Origin of the sequence: Micromonospora sp. NPDC005710, from assembly GCF_040630995.1 — a bacterium.
Lineage (GTDB): Bacteria > Actinomycetota > Actinomycetes > Mycobacteriales > Micromonosporaceae > Micromonospora.
In genome coordinates, this window is record NZ_JBEXYP010000008.1 from 59,258 (window position 1) to 75,498 (window position 16,241).

A 16,241-nucleotide genomic window follows, 5' to 3' on the forward strand; every position below is an offset into this window, starting at 1 on the left:
ATCAGCCGGCTCAGCCCAGGAACAGTTGGACGAGGACCAGCACGGCGAGCAGCGCCGGCCCCCGTGACCCCTGACGCAGCAGGTCGACAGGGATCATCCCGAACGGCGTGTTCACCGTCGCGCCGCCGTAGTCGATCGGCGGGCGGGTGCCGGCCCGGAACGCGGCGGCCACCACCCCGACCGCCAGCGTCGGCGCCAACCACGCCGGCCCCGGTTCGACGGTCGGAAGGGTCAGCAACCACCACAGGCCCGCGCCTACCGCCGGCACCACCACGTGGATCCCGCGCAACAGGTTGTCGCTGCCGCCCAGCGCCCGGCGCAGACCGGGTGAGCGGCTGACCGCGCGCAGGCCGCCGGTCAGCCGGTTGGCGGCGAGGTACGCGAACACCACCTGCGCCGCCCCGGCCAACCCCGGCAGGGCGAGCGCGGCAGCGTACTGCACCCCGACCAGCGCCGCCCAGATCAGCACGGCGCTCGGGTGGCGGCGCAACCGGCGTACGTCGGCCTGGAGCAGCGCCCACCAGCCGGGGCCGGGCCGGAACCGGCGGCTGCGGACCCGGCCGATCCGGCGCCAGCGGCGGCTCTCCACCAGGCCGGTGAGCAGGCTCGGATCCAGCAGGATCGTGGCCGTGGCGGCGGCGTTCGCGAACTGCGCGCCGGTGGTCAGGGTGGCCCGGTCGACCCGGGGCAGCGCGCGTACCGCGAGGATCATGCCCAGGCCCGCGAGCGGCACGGCGAGGGCGAACACCGCGACTGTCGGCGTCGCCGCCGGCCGGGGCAGCCCGTCGCCGAAGCGACCGACGAACACCACCAGGGCGGTGATCACGGCCGCCGTCACCATCGGCACCGCCCCGGCCACCGTCGGCCACCGCCGACCCGACCGGCTGCTCTGGGCGACGACGCTGAGCGCCAGCGCTGCCGCGCCCCACCCCGCGCCGGCCGCCGCCGCCCAGCCCAGGGCGGACGGGTCGCTGACCCCGCCGAGCGCCGCCACTGCCACCCCGAGCGCCGCGGTGCCGGCCGCCGCACCCACCAACAGCAGTACGAAGCGCGGTAACAGCCAGGCCCGCCGGTCGATCGGCGCGCTCGTCGCCCAACTCTGCGTCGCCGGGGTGACGAGCAGTGGGCCGAGCGCGCGCAGACCACGCCAGGCGAGCCCTGCCCCGGCCAGCAGCGCGGCGACCGCCAGCCACCACCGCACGCCCGGCTCGGCCTGCCCCACGGTGGGGGAGTCCAGCAGGTCGCGGCTGGCGCTGATCGCGAACCAGCCGTACATGCCCACGAACAGGACCATGACGTACGCGTCACCGAGCACGTCACCCAGGGAATGATCGTGGTGCCGGCTGCGGGCTCGGCGCAGGTGGGTCCGCACCTGCCGGGCCGAGGGCACCCCGGCCGGCGCGTCGGCGATCGTGGCCGGCCCGGCGGTCACTTGCCGATCTCGATGCGCTCGTCGACCACCGCGTCGATCAGCTCCGGGTCGTGCGAGGCCAACAGCACCGCCGTGCCCGCCGCCCGTTCCCGCAGCAGCCGGTCGGCGAGCCACTGTCGCCCCCGCACGTCCAGCCGCTGCTCGGGCTCGTCCAGGATCAGCACCCGACGGGGCCTGACGAAACAGGACGCCAGCGCCAGTCGGCGACGCTGCCCGCTGGACAACGTCACCGGCAACTGGTCGCGGGCCGCCTCCAGGCCCAGCTCGGCGAGGACCTCCTCGACCGCTTCGGCGTCACCCCCGTGGGCGTACGCCACCAACTCCAGGTGCTCGACCACCGACAGGTCGGGGAAGAAGTCGATGTCGTCCAGGGCGGCCGCCACCAGCGCGCGTACCTGAGGATCGGTCTCGTCGGCCTGTCGGCCCTGCACCAGCACCTCACCCGCGTCCGGCCGGTCGGCGCCGACGACACAACGCAGCAGGGTGGTCTTGCCGCTGCCATTGGGGCCCAGGACCACGGCGATCCGGCCCGCCGGGAGCGTGAAGCTCACCTCGTCGAGCACTACCAGGTTGCCGAAGTTGCGACTGAGTCCCCGTACCGAGAGCGCGTCCACGATCACAGAGTCTCCCAGAGCCGTGCCAGCGACCAACCCGAGCGACCTACGTCACGTGACGCTCGGCGTCCCTTTCGAGCCGGGCGTCGGCGGCGGACAAACCCTGGGCGTCAGCGACCTCCTCGGCCACCGCCGCCGCGTCCGCCCAGTGCCGCCGCGCCTCGGCCTGGTCGCCGAGCGCGGCGCTGGCGTCACCCAGGTAGAGCAGGGTACGCGCCAGCCCGGCCGTCGGCCGGGTCTCCTCGCGCAGCCGGCGGCTCTCGGCAAGCAGCTCGTACGCCGTCCGCGCCTGCCCCGAGGTGCTGCTCAGCAGCGTCGCCCCGGCGTTGAGCAGCGCCGTCGCCCGACTCGTCGGGTCGTTCACCGACTCGTACTCGCGTAGTGCGGCCCGCCACGCCTGGGCGGCGTCCAGGTGCTCGCCGAGCGCCGCGTGCACGAGCACCAGGTTGGTGAGCGCCGCCGCGTACCCGCGTGCGTCGCCGACCGACCGGAACGTGTTGGCGGCCCGCACCAGGTGGTGGTGCGCGGTGTCCGGTTCACCCCGGGCCAGCTGCGCCGCCCCCAGCCCGAGATCGGTGAGGGCGTGCCCGGCGCGGTCGGCACCCGAGCGGTGCCGGCGGGACATCTCCAGGTGCTCCACCGCGTCGTCGAGCTGCCCCAGGTCGAGCAGGGCCAGGCCGAGGTTCATCCGCGCCTGGGCGTTGCCCCGCCGACCCCGCTCGTTGACCGCGAGGGCGAGCGCCATCACCGCCCCCTGCGGGTCGTGCCGGCGTCGACGCAGCACGCCCAGCTCGTTGTGCGCCCACCCGGCGATCTCCGGGCGGTCGTCGGCGGTCGGGGTGGCCAGCACGGTACGGCAGACCTGCTCCCACTCGTCGAGCCGCTCGGCGTACGCCAGCCAGCCGCACAGCGCCACTGCCAACCGGAACCACCACCGGCGCACCCGACGGGGCAGCGTCTCCTTCGCGCCGGCCGGCACCCGCACCACCGCGAGCAGCAGCTCCTGGTGCAGGTCGAACCAGCCGTACGGGTCGTCGTCAAGCGGCAACGACCACTCCCGGTCCGGCGGGGAGCCGAGCACCGCCAGGTTGGCCACGTGCCGTTCGGCCCGCCGGGCCAGGTGCCGGGTCAGCCGGGCCTGCGCGGCGACCCGGGCCCGGGCCGGATCCGCGTCGCGCAGGTGCAGTCGGGCGCTGCCGGCCAACAGGGGGCGGACCTCGTACCGGTCGCCGGGCGCGCCGACCACGAACGCCGCGGCGGCCAACCGGTCGAGCAGTGCGGTCACCAGCTCCGGGTGCCGCCCGGCCAGCGCGGCGATGGTGGGCCGGTCCACCGGGGCGGGGACCAGCGACATCAGCCGGTACAACCGGCGGGCCTGGCGGGGCAGCACCCGGTACGCGATGTCCCGTTCGGTGACCAGGCGGGCCGCCGGTGAGAAGGCGAGCCGCTGGTGCGGTGGCGTCTGTGCCGCGCGGCGCAGCACGTCCAGCACGTCGGAGTGCCGCCAACTGTGCTGAGCGGTGCGGTAACCGAGCGCGCGGACGATGCGCGGTTGTCGCCCGCACAGGTCGACGATGTCGCGTACCGCCGGGTCGGTACGCGGGTCGGCGCGACGGGCCCGGGCGGCGGGCGCGGCCCCGCCCGCCGTGGCGAACAGTTCCACCGCCTCGGCCGTGCCCGGTTCGGCGACCCAGTGCGCGACCACACCCTCCAGGCCGACGAGCGCCGGCCCGCCGGCCAGCAACAGGCGGCAGGTGCGCGCTGTCGGCGGCAACAGTGGCCGTACCTGGTCGGGACGGTCCACGTTGTCGAGGACCAGCAGGATCCGGCGACCGTCGAGCTGGCCGCGCAGCGCGTCGGCGGCGGCGACGAGCGCGTCCGGCCGCCCGGACGTCGGTGGGGCGGTGCCCAGGATCCGGGCCAGCGCCGTGAGCACCTGCCGGGCCGAGCGGGGTCGGCCGTGTCGCCGCAGGTCCAGGTAGTACTGCCCGTCCGGGAAGTCGTCCCGGCACTGGTTCGCGGCCTGCACAGCGATCGCCGAGGTGCCCACCGCGCGTCGGCCCAGGACCGCCACCGCGTGCTCGCGTGCCAGCAACCCGACCACCGCGTCGACGTGCTCGTCGCGCCCGGTGAACTCGGCCGTGTACGGCAGGGTGGGCGCCCCGGTGGCCGGGATGCTGAGCACCTCCGTCGGCTCGGGGCCGACCTCCTGGTTCGCCCGGCGGCGGCCCATCACGAAGCCGACGACGCCGACGAGGCCGCCGACGACGGCCAGGACGACGGTCGCCGGCCCGAGCAGCTCGGTCGCCAGTTCGGAGAGGAGGTTGCCGGCCAGGTTGCCGCCCACGTTGACGACGACGGCGCTGAGCAGCCCGCCGATCCCGACCAGTGCCGGCCAGCGCGGGTTGCGGCGCCCGCCACCGGGCCCGGTCACCGGACGCCCCCGGAGACGAGCCCGGCGACCAGGTGCCGCCGCGAGAGAACCACGAGCACCACCGGCAGCACCGAGGCGAGCACCGAGCTGGCGGCCAGCGCGCCACTGTTGCTCACGAAACTGCGGGTCTGCTCGGCCAGGAACGGCCCGAGCGGCGACGACCCCGACGCACTGAACAACCGGCCCACCACCAGGTCGTTCCAGACCTGGACGAACTCCAGCACGGAGACCGCCACCACCGCCGACCGGTTGTGCCGGGCCAACCGGCGCAGAGTGTGCCACCACCGGCGGCCGCCCAGCCGGGCGTCGCGGACCTGCTCCACGGGCAGGTCGGCGAACGCGTTGCGCAGCACCAGCACCGCGAACGGCACGCCGAGCGCGATGTGCACCAGGGCCAGGCCCTGCGCCGTGCCGGAGGACAGCACCAGGCCCAGCACCTCGTTGACCGGCCCGGCGATGACCTGGATCGGCACGACGCTGCCCGCCAGCAACAGCAGCCCGGTGGCCTGCGCGGCCGGCCCGGTCAACCAGGCCAGCGGGTAGGCGGCCAGCAGCGCGACCACGAGCACCGTGGCGGTCACCGCGGTGGCCAACAGCAGGGTGAAGCCCAACGTGCGCCACAGCTCGGTGCCGGTGAGCAGGTCGCGGTAGGACTCGCCGTCCGGCGGTGCCGACCACCAGCCGCGGGCAGCGGCGTCCACGCGGCCGTGCGCCGAAGTGGCGACCAGCACCACGAGCGGCACCAGCCAGGCGATCGCGGCGCCCGCCGCGAGCAGCCGGAACACGCGCCGGGGCGGGGCGACCGGGGTGGGCTCCGGTGCCGCCTCGACGCGCGGCGGGGGCCACGCCTGCCGGACGAAGAGCGCGGCCACCATGATGCCGCCGATCACCGCCACCAGCCACACCACGCCGAGCGCCGCGCCGTCGCCGGTGGTGGTGCCCCCGGAGGTCTGCCAGATCCGCAGCGCGAGCACCGAGGCCTCGTCCCGGACCGAGCCGGGGGTCATCACCAGGATCAGGTCGAACGTGCGGCTGGTGCCGACCGCGACCAACGCGAAGACCACAGCTGTCGTCCGCAGCAGCAGGGGCCGCCACTGCGCGTCCCACAGCACGTGGCGGCGCTTACCGCCGTAGGCGCGGACCGCGTCGGCGAGACTCGGCGGGACGGCGTCCAACGCGGACCGGAAGACGAGCACCGCCAACCCGACCCAGGCCCAGACGAACGCCGACATCAACGCGACGGTGACCATCCCCGGCCCGAGCAACTGCGGCGCGTCCTCCACGGACCGGCCGGTCAGTCGGGTCGCGACGAGGGTGGCCAGCCCCCGGCTCGGGTCCGGGTCGTACATGAGCCGGAAAGTGACCCCGGTGACGACGAGCGGCAACGCCACCGGCACCAGGAGGATCAACCGGACCAGGCCGCCCTCCTCGGAGCGGCGGGACGCGGCGGCGAGCAGATAGCCCAGTGCCGTCACCACCGCCGGCACCAGCAGGGCCCAGAGAACGGTCCGTCCAACCACCGCGCCGGTGCCCGGGGCGGCGAGCGCGGTCCGGAAGTGCGCCGCGCCGACCCAGCGACCGTCGGTGGTGACACTCGCGTGCATGGTCCGCAGCACCGGCCAGAGCACCAGCCCGCCGAGCAGCACCGCCGCCGGCAGCAGCAGGGCCGACGTCGCCCCCGCCGCCGGATAGGCCCGACCCCGTCGGGCGGGACCGACGTCGTCGAGGACCGTCAACTCGCCGAGGACCCGCACCCGGCTCATCGGCGGCCCCCCGCGCTGCGGGCCGCCGCGGCGAACAGACCGGTGGCCCGCCGGATCGCCTCGCCGGCCCGGACCCCGTCGGTGACGTCGGCGAAGAAGCCCTGCATGATCCGCCAGATGCCCACCCCGTCCGAGCCGGTGAACGCGCCCGGCAACTGGTCGGACAGGTCGAAACGCAGGGTGCCGGGCGTCCGCATCTCCGCGGCCAGCCCCTGGCCGACGCGGTCCCGGTAGCTGTCGATAGCGACGTTCGTGTTGGGCGACAGGTAGCCGCCGGCCCGCAGCCACGGCTGGAACGACTCGGCCCTGGTGAGCCACTCGACCAGCTCGACCCCGCCCCGGGCGTCGGCGAACGCCACTGCCGCGTCCCCACCGACGATCAGGGGGCCGCCGCCCGGCTCGGCGCCCGGAAAACGGAACGTGACAGGCACCTCCGGGCCGCGCTGGAACGGGTCGGCGACGTCCGCGGTGAAGTCCGCGCCGACGAGCATCACCGCCCGCCTCGTGTGCACCACCTGGATCACCGACTCCTCGTACTGGGTGAGCAGGGCGCGACGGCCGCCGCCGACGAACGCCCCGTTGATGCTCCAGAGCCCGGCGAGCCGGTCCAGTGCCGCCCGCACCGGGCCGCTCTGCCAGTCGGCGTCCGACCGGGCCAGGCTGTTGTAACTCTCGGGTGCGATGTCGGCGAGCACGTTCTCGAACCAGTCGGTGAGCACCCAGCCGTCCGCGGCGCCGATGGCCAGGGGTGCCGGCCCGGCGTCGCGCCGGGCGAGCGCCCCGAGCTCCTGGGTACGCCGGACCAGCGCGTCCCAGTTGGCCGGCGGCACGGGCAGCATCGAGGGAAGGTGCCAGACCAGCGACTTGTGTGCCGCCTTGACCCAGACGCCGTAGCGCTGGCCGTCGGCGGTCAACAGCTCACCCAACCCGGCGGGTACGGCGTACCCGGTCGACGCGCGCACCGGGCTCAGCCAGCCGCGCTCGGCGTACTCGGTAACCAGGCCGGGGCGCGGCAGGATCGCCACGTCCGGGCTGGTGCCGGCGAGGTGTCGGGCGCGCAGAAAAGCGTCGATGTCGTTGCCGGCGCTGACCACCTGCACCGGTGCGGGGTAGCCGGCGACGACCTCGCGGAACCGGTCCAGTTCGCTGGTGCTCCAGACCACCGCCACCTGCACCGACCGGGTCGCTGCGGAGCAGCCGGCGGCGAGCGCGGTGGTGCCCGCGGCGGCGGCGCGCAGCAGCGTACGACGGCTCACTCCGGCGGGCGGCCTCACCGGGGCGCCCCGCTCGGCTCGGTGACCAGCTCGTGCCGGACCGGAATCTCGGCCAGGGTGGCCGGGTCGGCGGTGCAGACCAGCACCGCCATCCCGGGTGCGTCCGGTGGTGAGAGGCGGGGCATCAGGTCACCGAGGCGACTGCCGCCGGCCGAAGCGGCCGGCAGGTCGACCACCAGCACCTCGGGTAGGCAGGCCGCCGCCCGGGCGAGCGCCACCCGGAACCGCTGGGCGGCGGAGATCTGGTGCGGCAGCAGGGCGAGCGAGAACGCCAGCTCGAGCCGGTCGACCACGGTGGCCGTCCAGTCGTCTGCCACCTCGTGCACCCGTTCGCGTTTGCGCTGGCCGTACTCGATGTTGCGTCGCACGGTGAGCTGCGGCAGCAGCGCGCCACCGGCCGGCACGTAGCCGATCTGCCGGCGGGGCGGCGGCAGGCCGGTGACGTCCCGGTCGCCGACGAGGATGTGGCCGGTCACCGGCGGGGCCAGCCCGGCCAGCACCCGGGCGACAGCGGTGCCGAACCGGGGCGGCGCCACCAGGGCGGCGAGCGTGCCGGCGGGTACGTCGAGGGTCACCGGCCCGGTGCCGGGGACGGCGACCAGTGCGCGTAGCCGTAACGTGACCCTCACCTCCGGTGACCATCGATGACCGTCCCAGGGTGGCACACCGTGCCGACAGTCGACGCCCCCGGCCTCTCCAGTGTGGAGGCGGTCGGGGCTGTTCAGGCGGGGGAGTAGAGCGCGGCGAGCCCGGCCGCCGTGGCGGCCAGCCGTTCGCGTAGCGACACCGGCGTCAGCACCTCGACGTCGGCGCCGAGTCGCAGCAGGTCACCGTGGGCATGGGTGAGCGACTCGATCGGCAGCACCGCTGTCACCCAACCCCGCGCGTCAGGTGGCCCGGCGGTGGTGTCCATCGCGGTCACCACCGGGTCGCTGCCGATCTCACGCAACCGCTCCCGCCCGGCGGGGGAGAGCCGGACGTGGGCCTCGTCGCGGTGCAGCCGGGCCCGGAACTGCACCACGTGGGCCCGCCACCAGGCCGGCAGGTCGAAGTCGGTGGGTCGGTCGAACTCCTGCGCCAGTGGGGTCAGCGAGAGGATCTGGTTGACCCGGTAGGTCGCCGGCGCGCCCCGGCCGGGCTGGTCGGCCACCACGTACCAACGGCCGCCCTTGAGCACCAGGCCGTACGGCTCCAGGACCCGGGTCACTTCGCCGTTCCAGCCGCGGTAGCGCACCTCGACGCGGTGCTGTCGCCAGACCGCCTCGGCCGTGCGGGCCAGCTCGGGGGAGGCGTCGCCGTCCGCGTACCACCCGGGTGTGTCCAGGTGGAAGCGTTGTCGCAGTCGGGTCGCCCGGTCGCGCAGCGGGGCGGGGAGTGCGGCGTGCAGCTTGAGTTGCAGCGCGGCGACCACGTCGCCGTAGCCCAACTCGTCGGCGGGGCCGGGCAGCCCGGCCAGGAACAGCCGGTCGGCCTCCTCGGCGGTCAGCCCCGTCAGCCTGGTCCGCCAGCCGTCGACGAGGTGGTAGCCGCCGGCGTGCCCGGCCTCGCCGTAGAGCGGGATGCCGGCGGCGTGCAACGACTCGACGTCCCGGTAGATGGTGCGGGGGGAGACGGCCAACCGCTCGGCGAGCTGCGCGGCGGTCAACCGCCCGTGCGACTGGAGCAGCAGCAGGACGGAGAGAAGTCGAGAAGCCCGCACTTCACTGACACTAGTTGTCAGGGGACCCGTTCTACCGTCCCGGCATGGCATTTCGCGACAAGGAACTACGAACGCCCGGACCCGTGCTGGTGAACGGTCGACACCTCAAGCGCTACCACGTGGACCAACCGGAGCGACCGCTCGAACCGGAGGTGGAGAAGGCCGCGTACGAGCACCTGCCCCTGCTGCTCGTCGACATCGTCGACGACGGCACCCCCGCCGCCGGGTGGGTGGTGCTGCACCGGGGCGCGGACACCGGCGCGTACCTGCTGGCGTACACCTGGGTGTGGGACAACGCGCTGGAGGTCCGCGTCGCCGCGGCCGGTCAGCCGGCGCTGGACTGCCCGGACGACGACCCGACGAACTTCGTCGAGGTACGGCGACCCGCCGTCGGCTGCGTCTGGGAGTTGGCGGTGCTGGAGCACGAGCGGGCGGCCTGGGTTCGGCATCTGCTCGCCCCGCAGACCCCCCACCTGGCCGGATACCTGGGCGACGCGCGGGCGGAAGGGCCGGTGGGCCACTGATGGGCGACTTCGACTTCTTCACCGGGACCTGGGACGTGGTGAACCGACGCCTGCGGGAGCGGCTGGTGGGCTCCGACGACTGGGAGGAGTTCCCGGGGGTGTCGGTGGCGCACGGCTTCTTCGCCGGTGGCGGTCACTTCGACGAGATCACCTTCCCGACCAGGGGTTCCGCCGGCGCCACGGTCCGGATCTTCGACCCAGCGCGTGAGCAGTGGTCGATCTACTGGATGAGCAGTGTCGACGGCGTGTTGGGCCAGCCACCGATGGTGGGCCGCTTCGTCGACGGGGTCGGCCGGTTCTACGCCGACGACCAGCACGAGGGGCGCCCGGTCCGGTGCCGGTTCATCTGGTCCGACATCAGCGCGACCACCGCCCGCTGGGAGCAGGCGTTCTCCGTCGACGGTGAGCGGACCTGGGAAACCAACTGGATCATGACCTTCACCCGGGCGTCCGACTAGGGGTCGTCTCGGTGTCACCGGCCATCCGGGTGCGGTGCTAGGGTCCGACCACCGCCCCGGATGGAGGAACGCGATGGCCTCCGACCACGTCGACGTGCTGATCATCGGCGCCGGCCTGTCCGGCATCGGCGCCGCCTGCCACCTCCGCCGGGAGTGCCCCGACACGTCGTACGCGGTGCTGGAGTCGCGCGACGCCATCGGCGGCACCTGGGACCTGTTCCGCTACCCGGGCATCCGCTCCGACTCGGACATGTTCACCCTCGGCTACTCGTTCAAGCCGTGGACCGCGCCGAAGGCCATCGCCGACGGCGCGACCATCAGGGAGTACGTGCGGGAGACCGCCCGGGAGTACGACGTGCCGCGGCACATCCGCTTCCACCACCGGGTGCTGCGCGCCGAGTGGGACAGCGACACCGCCCGCTGGACGGTGCACGCCCAGCGCACCGACACCGGCGAAACCGTGGTGCTGACCTGCTCGTTCCTCTTCGCCTGCGCCGGCTACTACCGCTACGACGAGGGTTACACCCCGCCCCTGCCGGGTGTCGACGCGTACGCCGGTCGTCTGGTCCATCCGCAGCACTGGCCCGACGACCTGGACCACACCGGCAAGCGGGTAGTGGTGATCGGCAGCGGCGCCACCGCTGTCACGTTGGTGCCGGCGATGGCGCGGCGGGCCGCGCACGTGACGATGCTCCAGCGCTCACCGACGTACATCCTGGCGTTGCCGGCCCGCGACCGGCTGGCCGACGCGTTGCGGCGCCGGCTGCCGGCGAAGGCCGCGTATCCGGTGGTGCGCTGGAAGAACGTGCTGCTGTCCACAGTCAACTTCCAGCTCAGCCGGCGTGCGCCGGGCCTGGTGAGGCGGGTGCTGCGCCGGGCCGCGCGGGGCCGGCTCCCGGTGGGGTACGACGTCGACAGGCACTTCTCGCCCCGTTACGACCCCTGGGACCAGCGGCTCTGCGTGGCACCCGACGGCGACCTGTTCACTGCCGTGCGGGACGGCACCGCGTCGGTGGTCACCGACACCATCGACACCTTCACCGCTACCGGCGTCCGGTTGACCTCCGGCGCGGAGGTGCCCGCCGACATCGTGGTCACCGCGACCGGGCTCAACCTGCTCGCCCTCGGTGGTCTGACACTGCGGGTGGACGGCGTCGACGTCGACCTGCCGAGCACCGTCGCCTACAAGGGGATGATGCTCTCCGGCGTGCCGAACTTCGCGTTGACCCTCGGCTACACCAACGCGTCGTGGACGCTCAAGGCCGACCTGGTCGCCGGCTACGTCTGCCGGCTGCTGCGGCACCTGGACCGGACCGGTCAGCAGGTCGTCACTCCGCTCCCGCCGCCCGACGCCGAACGGGTCCCGCTGATCGACCTGCGCTCCGGTTACGTGCTCCGCGCCGTCGACACGCTACCCAAGCAGGGTGCGACAGCGCCGTGGCGGTTGCACCAGAACTACGCCCGCGACGTGTTGCTGATGCGGCACGGTCAGCTCACCGACGAGGGTGTGCGGTTCTCGCGAGCCGGCGCGGTGACGGCGCCCGACCGGACCGCGCCTCCCGTCGCGTCCGAGCGTCGGTGACAGCCAGCAGAGGAGCAGGATCGTGCAGAGGTTCGACTTCGCCGGCGCGACAGCGGTGGTCACCGGGGCGGCCAGTGGCATCGGCGCAGCGTTGGCCCACGCGCTGGCCCGCCGAGGCAGCGACCTGGTCCTGTTGGACCGGGACGCCGGGCGGCTGGAAGCGGTCACCGCCGCGATCCGCGCCGACCACCCTGATCGTCAACTCGCCACGTATCTGGTGGACCTCGCCGACCAGACGGCCACCGCCCAGGTGGCAGCGGAGATCAGCCAGCGGCACCCGCGCGTACGCCTGCTGATCAACAATGCCGGCGTGGGCCTCGGCGGTCGGTTCGACCAGGTGACGTTCGACGAGTTCAGCTGGGTGATCGACGTCAACTTCCGGGCCTTGGCGCAGCTGACCCACGCGCTGCTGCCGACCCTCCGGGCCGAGCCGGGCGCGCACCTGGTCAACATCTCCAGCCTGTTCGGGCTCATCGCGCCGGCCGGGCAGACCGCGTACGCGGCGAGCAAGTTCGCCGTGCGGGGCTTCACCGAGGCGCTGCGCCACGAGCTTGTCGACGACGGCATCGGCGTGACCTCGGTGCACCCCGGCGGCATCCGTACCCGGATCACCGAGAACGCCCGCATCGGCAGCGGCGTCTCCCACGACGAGTACGCGGCCGGCCGGGCGCAGTTCGAGAAGCTGTTGACCATCGCGCCGGAGCGGGCCGCCGAGGTGATCCTGCGCGGTGTCGAGAGGCGTCGTGGCCGGGTGCTGATCGGCTGGTCGGCGAAGGTGCCCGACCTGCTGGCCCGGGTCCTGCCGGCCTCGTACAACCGGCTCCTGGTCACCGGCCTGAACCGGGGGGTGGCGCGTCCGACGGCCCGCGAGGTGGCGTGACGGCGGTCAGCCCACCGTCGCACCCGGGCCCACGTCTCGGCGACGCAACACCACCGTCAACGCCACCAGGGCGACGAGCAGCGCCGCCACGGCGTACACCGGGGACGGACCGAACGGCGCGAGCAGTGCCAGCAGCGCGACGACCGGGAAGGCGACAACCACCGCGCCGTGCTGGTGCCGGCGTACGTGCAGCACCCAGACCGTGAGCAGAAAGACGGCTGTCGGGACGGCCACCGCGTACCCGGCGGTCCGTTCCGAGACGTGCGCGAGGTGCCGCTCGTGGTCCACCGAGACGCTCAGACCCGCGCCGACAGCGGCCACCGCCGCGAAGATCAGGTAGTGGCCGTAGCCCCAGAACAGTGATTGCGGCATCCGGTCGGGCGCCTCGATGGGCCTGTCGAAGTAGAGCCACCAGAGAGCGAACACGATCGCGGTGGCCGCCGCCGCGAGCGACCAGAGGTGGTGGTCGCCGGCGTCCACCCCGCTCTGGATGGCCACCGACGTGGCCAGCACCACGTCACCGAGCACGATCAGCGTGAACAGCCCGTACCGTTCGGTGATGTGTCGCGGGTGCCACGGGGTCATGCCCGACCGCTCGGCCACCACCGGCACCAGCAGGTCGGCCACGATCAGCAGCAGCAACGCCGCGGTGCTCCAACCCTGCGGCAGGGCCAGCCGGAGCAGCCAGCCGAGCTGGACGATGGTGACTCCCACCGCGTACCGCCGGGCCGCCGGGCGATGCGCCGGGTCGCCGGCGGCGGCCCGGCACCACTGCACGACGAGCGCGATCCGCATCACCACATAGCCGTACGTGATGACGCTGAAATCGCCGTCGTTGAACGCCCTGGGCACTCCGGCCGCGATGATCAACGCGCCGGCGATCTGCACCAGCGTGGCGATCCGGTAGAGGTCGTCGTCGGTGTCGTAGGCCGAGGCGAACCACGTGAAGTTCATCCACGACCACCAGATCGCGAAGAACACCACCAGGTACCTGGCCAGCGCGTGCCCGAGTTCATCCTCGGAGACGGCGTGGTGCAGGTTGGCGGCGGCCTGCGCCACTGCCACCACGAAGCACAGGTCGAAGAACAGCTCCAGCGGCGTGGCCGCGCGGTGCGGCTCGTCGCGACGACGTGGCCGCATCGGCCGGTAGAACGGCCGTACCGCCCGAGGCTGGCTCACCGCGGCTCCGCAGCCCGCTCGCCGCTCAGCCGCGCCTACGGCCGTGGGTCAGCCCCTCCAACACCAGGGTCAGCCCCGCGCCCACCAACCAGACGTCCTTGGCGAGCCCGGCACCCTGCTGGGTCGGTCGGATGCTGCCGGGTTCGCGCATCCCCGGCGTCTTCAGGTACAGCTGCACCAGACCCGCGCCGAACGCGGTCAGGCCGAGCCCGACGAGGGGCGCCGGGACGAACGGCGCGATGAGCGCGGCCCCCAGGGCGATCTCCGAGTACGACAGCAGCTTGGCGAACCGCGTCGGCTCCAGCTGACCGAGCTGGGGCATGGCGGCGACCGCCATCCCGTGCAGGCCCTCCGCGGCGGTGCCCTCCAGAGTGCGCTTGCCCAGACCCGAGTTGAGGAAGTACGCGCCGATACTGACCCGCAGTGGCAGGTGCGCGAATTTCATTGTCACTCCCGTCGGCCGTGGTCGAATGCGGCAGGCGTACCCCGGACCGCCCGCGATAACCCGCCGGGCCGGGTGGGCTGGCCGTGGTGGTCGCGGTAGGTTCGCCGAGGGCCCACCGCCGAGCCTGTGGCGCACCCGCCCACCCCGGCGCCCGGGCCTGCCGCAGACCACCAGCAGGAGGCGAAGTGAGCCAGGAAGTCCGGGGAGTCATCTCCCGCAGCAAGGGCGCGCCGGTCGAGGTCACCACGATCGTGGTGCCCGATCCCGGGCCCGGTGAGGCGATCGTCCGGATTCAGTCGTGCGGTGTCTGCCACACCGACCTGCACTACCGCGAGGGTGGCATCAACGACGACTACCCGTTCCTGCTCGGGCACGAGGCGGCGGGCATCGTCGAGCAGGTCGGTGCGGGCGTCACCGACGTCGCCCCGGGCGACTTCGTGGTGTTGAACTGGCGGGCGGTCTGCGGGGTCTGCCGTGCCTGCCGCCGGGGTCGGCCCTGGTACTGCTTCAACACCCACAACGCCAAGCAGCGGATGACCCTGACCGACGGCACCGAACTCGCCCCGGCGCTGGGCATCGGTGCGTTCGCCGAGAAGACCCTGGTGCACGCCGGGCAGTGCACGAAGGTGGACCCGGCGGCCCGACCGGCCGCCGTGGGTCTGCTCGGCTGCGGCGTCATGGCGGGGCTGGGCGCGGCGATGAACACCGGAAACGTCACCAGGGGAGACTCGGTCGCGGTGATCGGCTGCGGCGGCGTCGGGGACGCGGCGGTGGCCGGTGCGGTCCTCGCGGGCGCCACCACGATCGTCGCGGTGGACACCGACAGCCGCAAGCTCGACTGGGCCCGCCAGTTCGGTGCGACGCACACCGTGAACGCCTCCGAGACCGACCCGGTCGAAGCGATCCGGGCCGCCACCGGTGGCTTCGGCGCCGACGTGGTGATCGACGCGGTGGGCCGACCGGAGACGTGGAAGCAGGCGTTCTACGCCCGCGACCTGGCCGGAACCGTGGTGCTCGTCGGCGTACCGACCCCGCAGATGCAGGTCGAGCTTCCCCTGCTCGACGTCTTCGGTCGCGGTGGTGCCCTCAAGTCCAGTTGGTACGGCGACTGCCTGCCCAGCCGGGACTTCCCGATGCTCACCGAGCTGTACCTGCAGGGCCGACTCGACCTCGACGCGTTCGTCACCGAGGAGATCGCGCTCGACCAGGTCGAGAACGCCTTCGACCGGATGCACCACGGCGACGTGCTCCGCTCGGTGGTGGTGTTCCCGTGACCGCCCGGGTCGAGCACGCGGTCACCTCGGGCACGTTCTCGCTGGACGGGCAGACGTTCGACGTGGACAACAACGTCTGGGTGATCGGTGACGACACCGAGTGCGTGGTAGTGGACGCGCCGCACGACGTGTCGACGATCCTGGCCCTGGTGGGCGACCGTCAGGTCCGGGCGATCCTGGCCACCCATGCCCACGACGATCACGTCAGGTTGGCGCCAGAGTTGGCCGAGGCCCTCGGCGCGCCGGTGCTGTTGCACGCCGCCGACCGGGTCCTCTGGGACATGGTCCACCCGCACCTGCCGCCCAACGGCGAGCTGCACGACGGGCAGAACATCGAGGTGGGCGGCACGACGCTGCGGGTGCTGCACACCCCCGGGCACAGCCCCGGCGCGTGCAGCTTCCACGCACCTGAGTTGGGCGCGGTCTTCACCGGTGACACGCTCTTCGCCGGTGGTCCGGGCGCGACGGGCCGCTCGTACAGCGACTTCGACACCATCGTCGGGTCGATCCGCACCCGCCTGCTGACCCTTCCGGCGGAGACGGTCGTGCACACCGGGCACGGCGACGACACGACGATCGGCGCCGAGGCGCCGCACCTGCAGGAGTGGCTGGCCCGCGGCCACTGACGCCTGCGGCCTGCCGCATTGGTGGTGCGTGGTCGACGAACTCAGCGTTCGTCGGCC

General features: G+C 73.5%; 15 protein-coding genes. 6 read left to right on the plus strand and 9 right to left on the minus strand.

From position 1 onward, the window contains the following. Nucleotides 1-10 precede the first annotated feature (10 nt). From ABZ406_RS13100 to ABZ406_RS13130, 7 genes are all read right to left on the minus strand, one after another. The gene (locus ABZ406_RS13100) at nucleotides 11-1,432 is read right to left on the minus strand and encodes a DUF6297 family protein (RefSeq protein ID WP_357759914.1); all 1,422 of its coding nucleotides are present in this window, start codon (nucleotides 1,430-1,432) and stop codon (nucleotides 11-13) included. Beyond that, entirely contained in the window at nucleotides 1,429-2,052 is a 624-nt protein-coding gene (locus ABZ406_RS13105; RefSeq protein ID WP_357759917.1) for an ABC transporter ATP-binding protein, read from the minus strand. Before ABZ406_RS13105 ends, ABZ406_RS13100 begins: the two co-directional genes overlap by 4 nt. Nucleotides 2,053-2,092: 40 nt before the next feature. Beyond that, the gene (locus tag ABZ406_RS13110) at nucleotides 2,093-4,480 is read right to left on the minus strand and encodes a tetratricopeptide repeat protein (RefSeq protein ID WP_357759920.1); all 2,388 of its coding nucleotides are present in this window, start codon (nucleotides 4,478-4,480) and stop codon (nucleotides 2,093-2,095) included. Next, a complete protein-coding gene (locus ABZ406_RS13115) occupies nucleotides 4,477-6,243 on the minus strand; it encodes a hypothetical protein (RefSeq protein ID WP_357759922.1) in 1,767 nt (588 codons plus the stop codon). Before ABZ406_RS13115 ends, ABZ406_RS13110 begins: the two co-directional genes overlap by 4 nt. Next, complete coding sequence (locus tag ABZ406_RS13120) at nucleotides 6,240-7,499, minus strand: extracellular solute-binding protein (protein WP_357759925.1); 1,260 nt, start codon at nucleotides 7,497-7,499, stop codon at nucleotides 6,240-6,242. Before ABZ406_RS13120 ends, ABZ406_RS13115 begins: the two co-directional genes overlap by 4 nt. Nucleotides 7,500-7,513: 14 nt before the next feature. Further along, a complete protein-coding gene (locus ABZ406_RS13125) occupies nucleotides 7,514-8,146 on the minus strand; it encodes an ATP-binding cassette domain-containing protein (protein ID WP_357759927.1) in 633 nt (210 codons plus the stop codon). A gap of 92 nt (nucleotides 8,147-8,238) precedes the next feature. Next, on the minus strand, nucleotides 8,239-9,216 hold the full coding sequence (locus ABZ406_RS13130; protein ID WP_357759929.1) for a WYL domain-containing protein: 978 nt from the start codon (nucleotides 9,214-9,216) through the stop codon (nucleotides 8,239-8,241). A 44-nt stretch (nucleotides 9,217-9,260) separates the two neighbouring features. Here ABZ406_RS13130 and ABZ406_RS13135 point away from each other — a divergent pair, with 44 nt between their 5' ends. From ABZ406_RS13135 to ABZ406_RS13150, 4 genes are all read left to right on the plus strand, one after another. Continuing rightward, a complete protein-coding gene (locus tag ABZ406_RS13135) occupies nucleotides 9,261-9,740 on the plus strand; it encodes a hypothetical protein (RefSeq protein WP_357759931.1) in 480 nt (159 codons plus the stop codon). Next, nucleotides 9,740-10,198, plus strand: a complete 459-nt coding sequence (locus ABZ406_RS13140) for a hypothetical protein (RefSeq protein WP_357759934.1) — start codon at nucleotides 9,740-9,742, stop codon at nucleotides 10,196-10,198. The genes ABZ406_RS13135 and ABZ406_RS13140 overlap by 1 nt, the downstream gene beginning before the upstream one ends. 73 nt (nucleotides 10,199-10,271) lie before the next feature. Then, complete coding sequence (locus ABZ406_RS13145; RefSeq protein ID WP_357759937.1) at nucleotides 10,272-11,780, plus strand: NAD(P)/FAD-dependent oxidoreductase; 1,509 nt, start codon at nucleotides 10,272-10,274, stop codon at nucleotides 11,778-11,780. Between the two features lie 22 nt (nucleotides 11,781-11,802). Then, nucleotides 11,803-12,660: an SDR family NAD(P)-dependent oxidoreductase gene (locus ABZ406_RS13150; protein ID WP_357759940.1), complete on the plus strand. Its 858-nt coding sequence runs from the start codon at nucleotides 11,803-11,805 to the stop codon at nucleotides 12,658-12,660. Between the two features lie 6 nt (nucleotides 12,661-12,666). On the opposite strand, the gene ABZ406_RS13155 is transcribed toward ABZ406_RS13150, so the two are convergent. Beyond that, the gene (locus tag ABZ406_RS13155) at nucleotides 12,667-13,839 is read right to left on the minus strand and encodes a low temperature requirement protein A (RefSeq protein ID WP_357759943.1); all 1,173 of its coding nucleotides are present in this window, start codon (nucleotides 13,837-13,839) and stop codon (nucleotides 12,667-12,669) included. 25 nt (nucleotides 13,840-13,864) lie between these two features. Then, nucleotides 13,865-14,284, minus strand: a complete 420-nt coding sequence (locus tag ABZ406_RS13160) for a hypothetical protein (RefSeq protein ID WP_238678989.1) — start codon at nucleotides 14,282-14,284, stop codon at nucleotides 13,865-13,867. A 185-nt stretch (nucleotides 14,285-14,469) separates the two neighbouring features. Here ABZ406_RS13160 and ABZ406_RS13165 point away from each other — a divergent pair, with 185 nt between their 5' ends. After that, nucleotides 14,470-15,558: an S-(hydroxymethyl)mycothiol dehydrogenase gene (locus ABZ406_RS13165; protein WP_357759946.1), complete on the plus strand. Its 1,089-nt coding sequence runs from the start codon at nucleotides 14,470-14,472 to the stop codon at nucleotides 15,556-15,558. Next, a complete protein-coding gene (locus ABZ406_RS13170; protein ID WP_357759948.1) occupies nucleotides 15,555-16,184 on the plus strand; it encodes an MBL fold metallo-hydrolase in 630 nt (209 codons plus the stop codon). Before ABZ406_RS13165 ends, ABZ406_RS13170 begins: the two co-directional genes overlap by 4 nt. The last annotated feature ends 57 nt before the right edge of the window (nucleotides 16,185-16,241 follow it).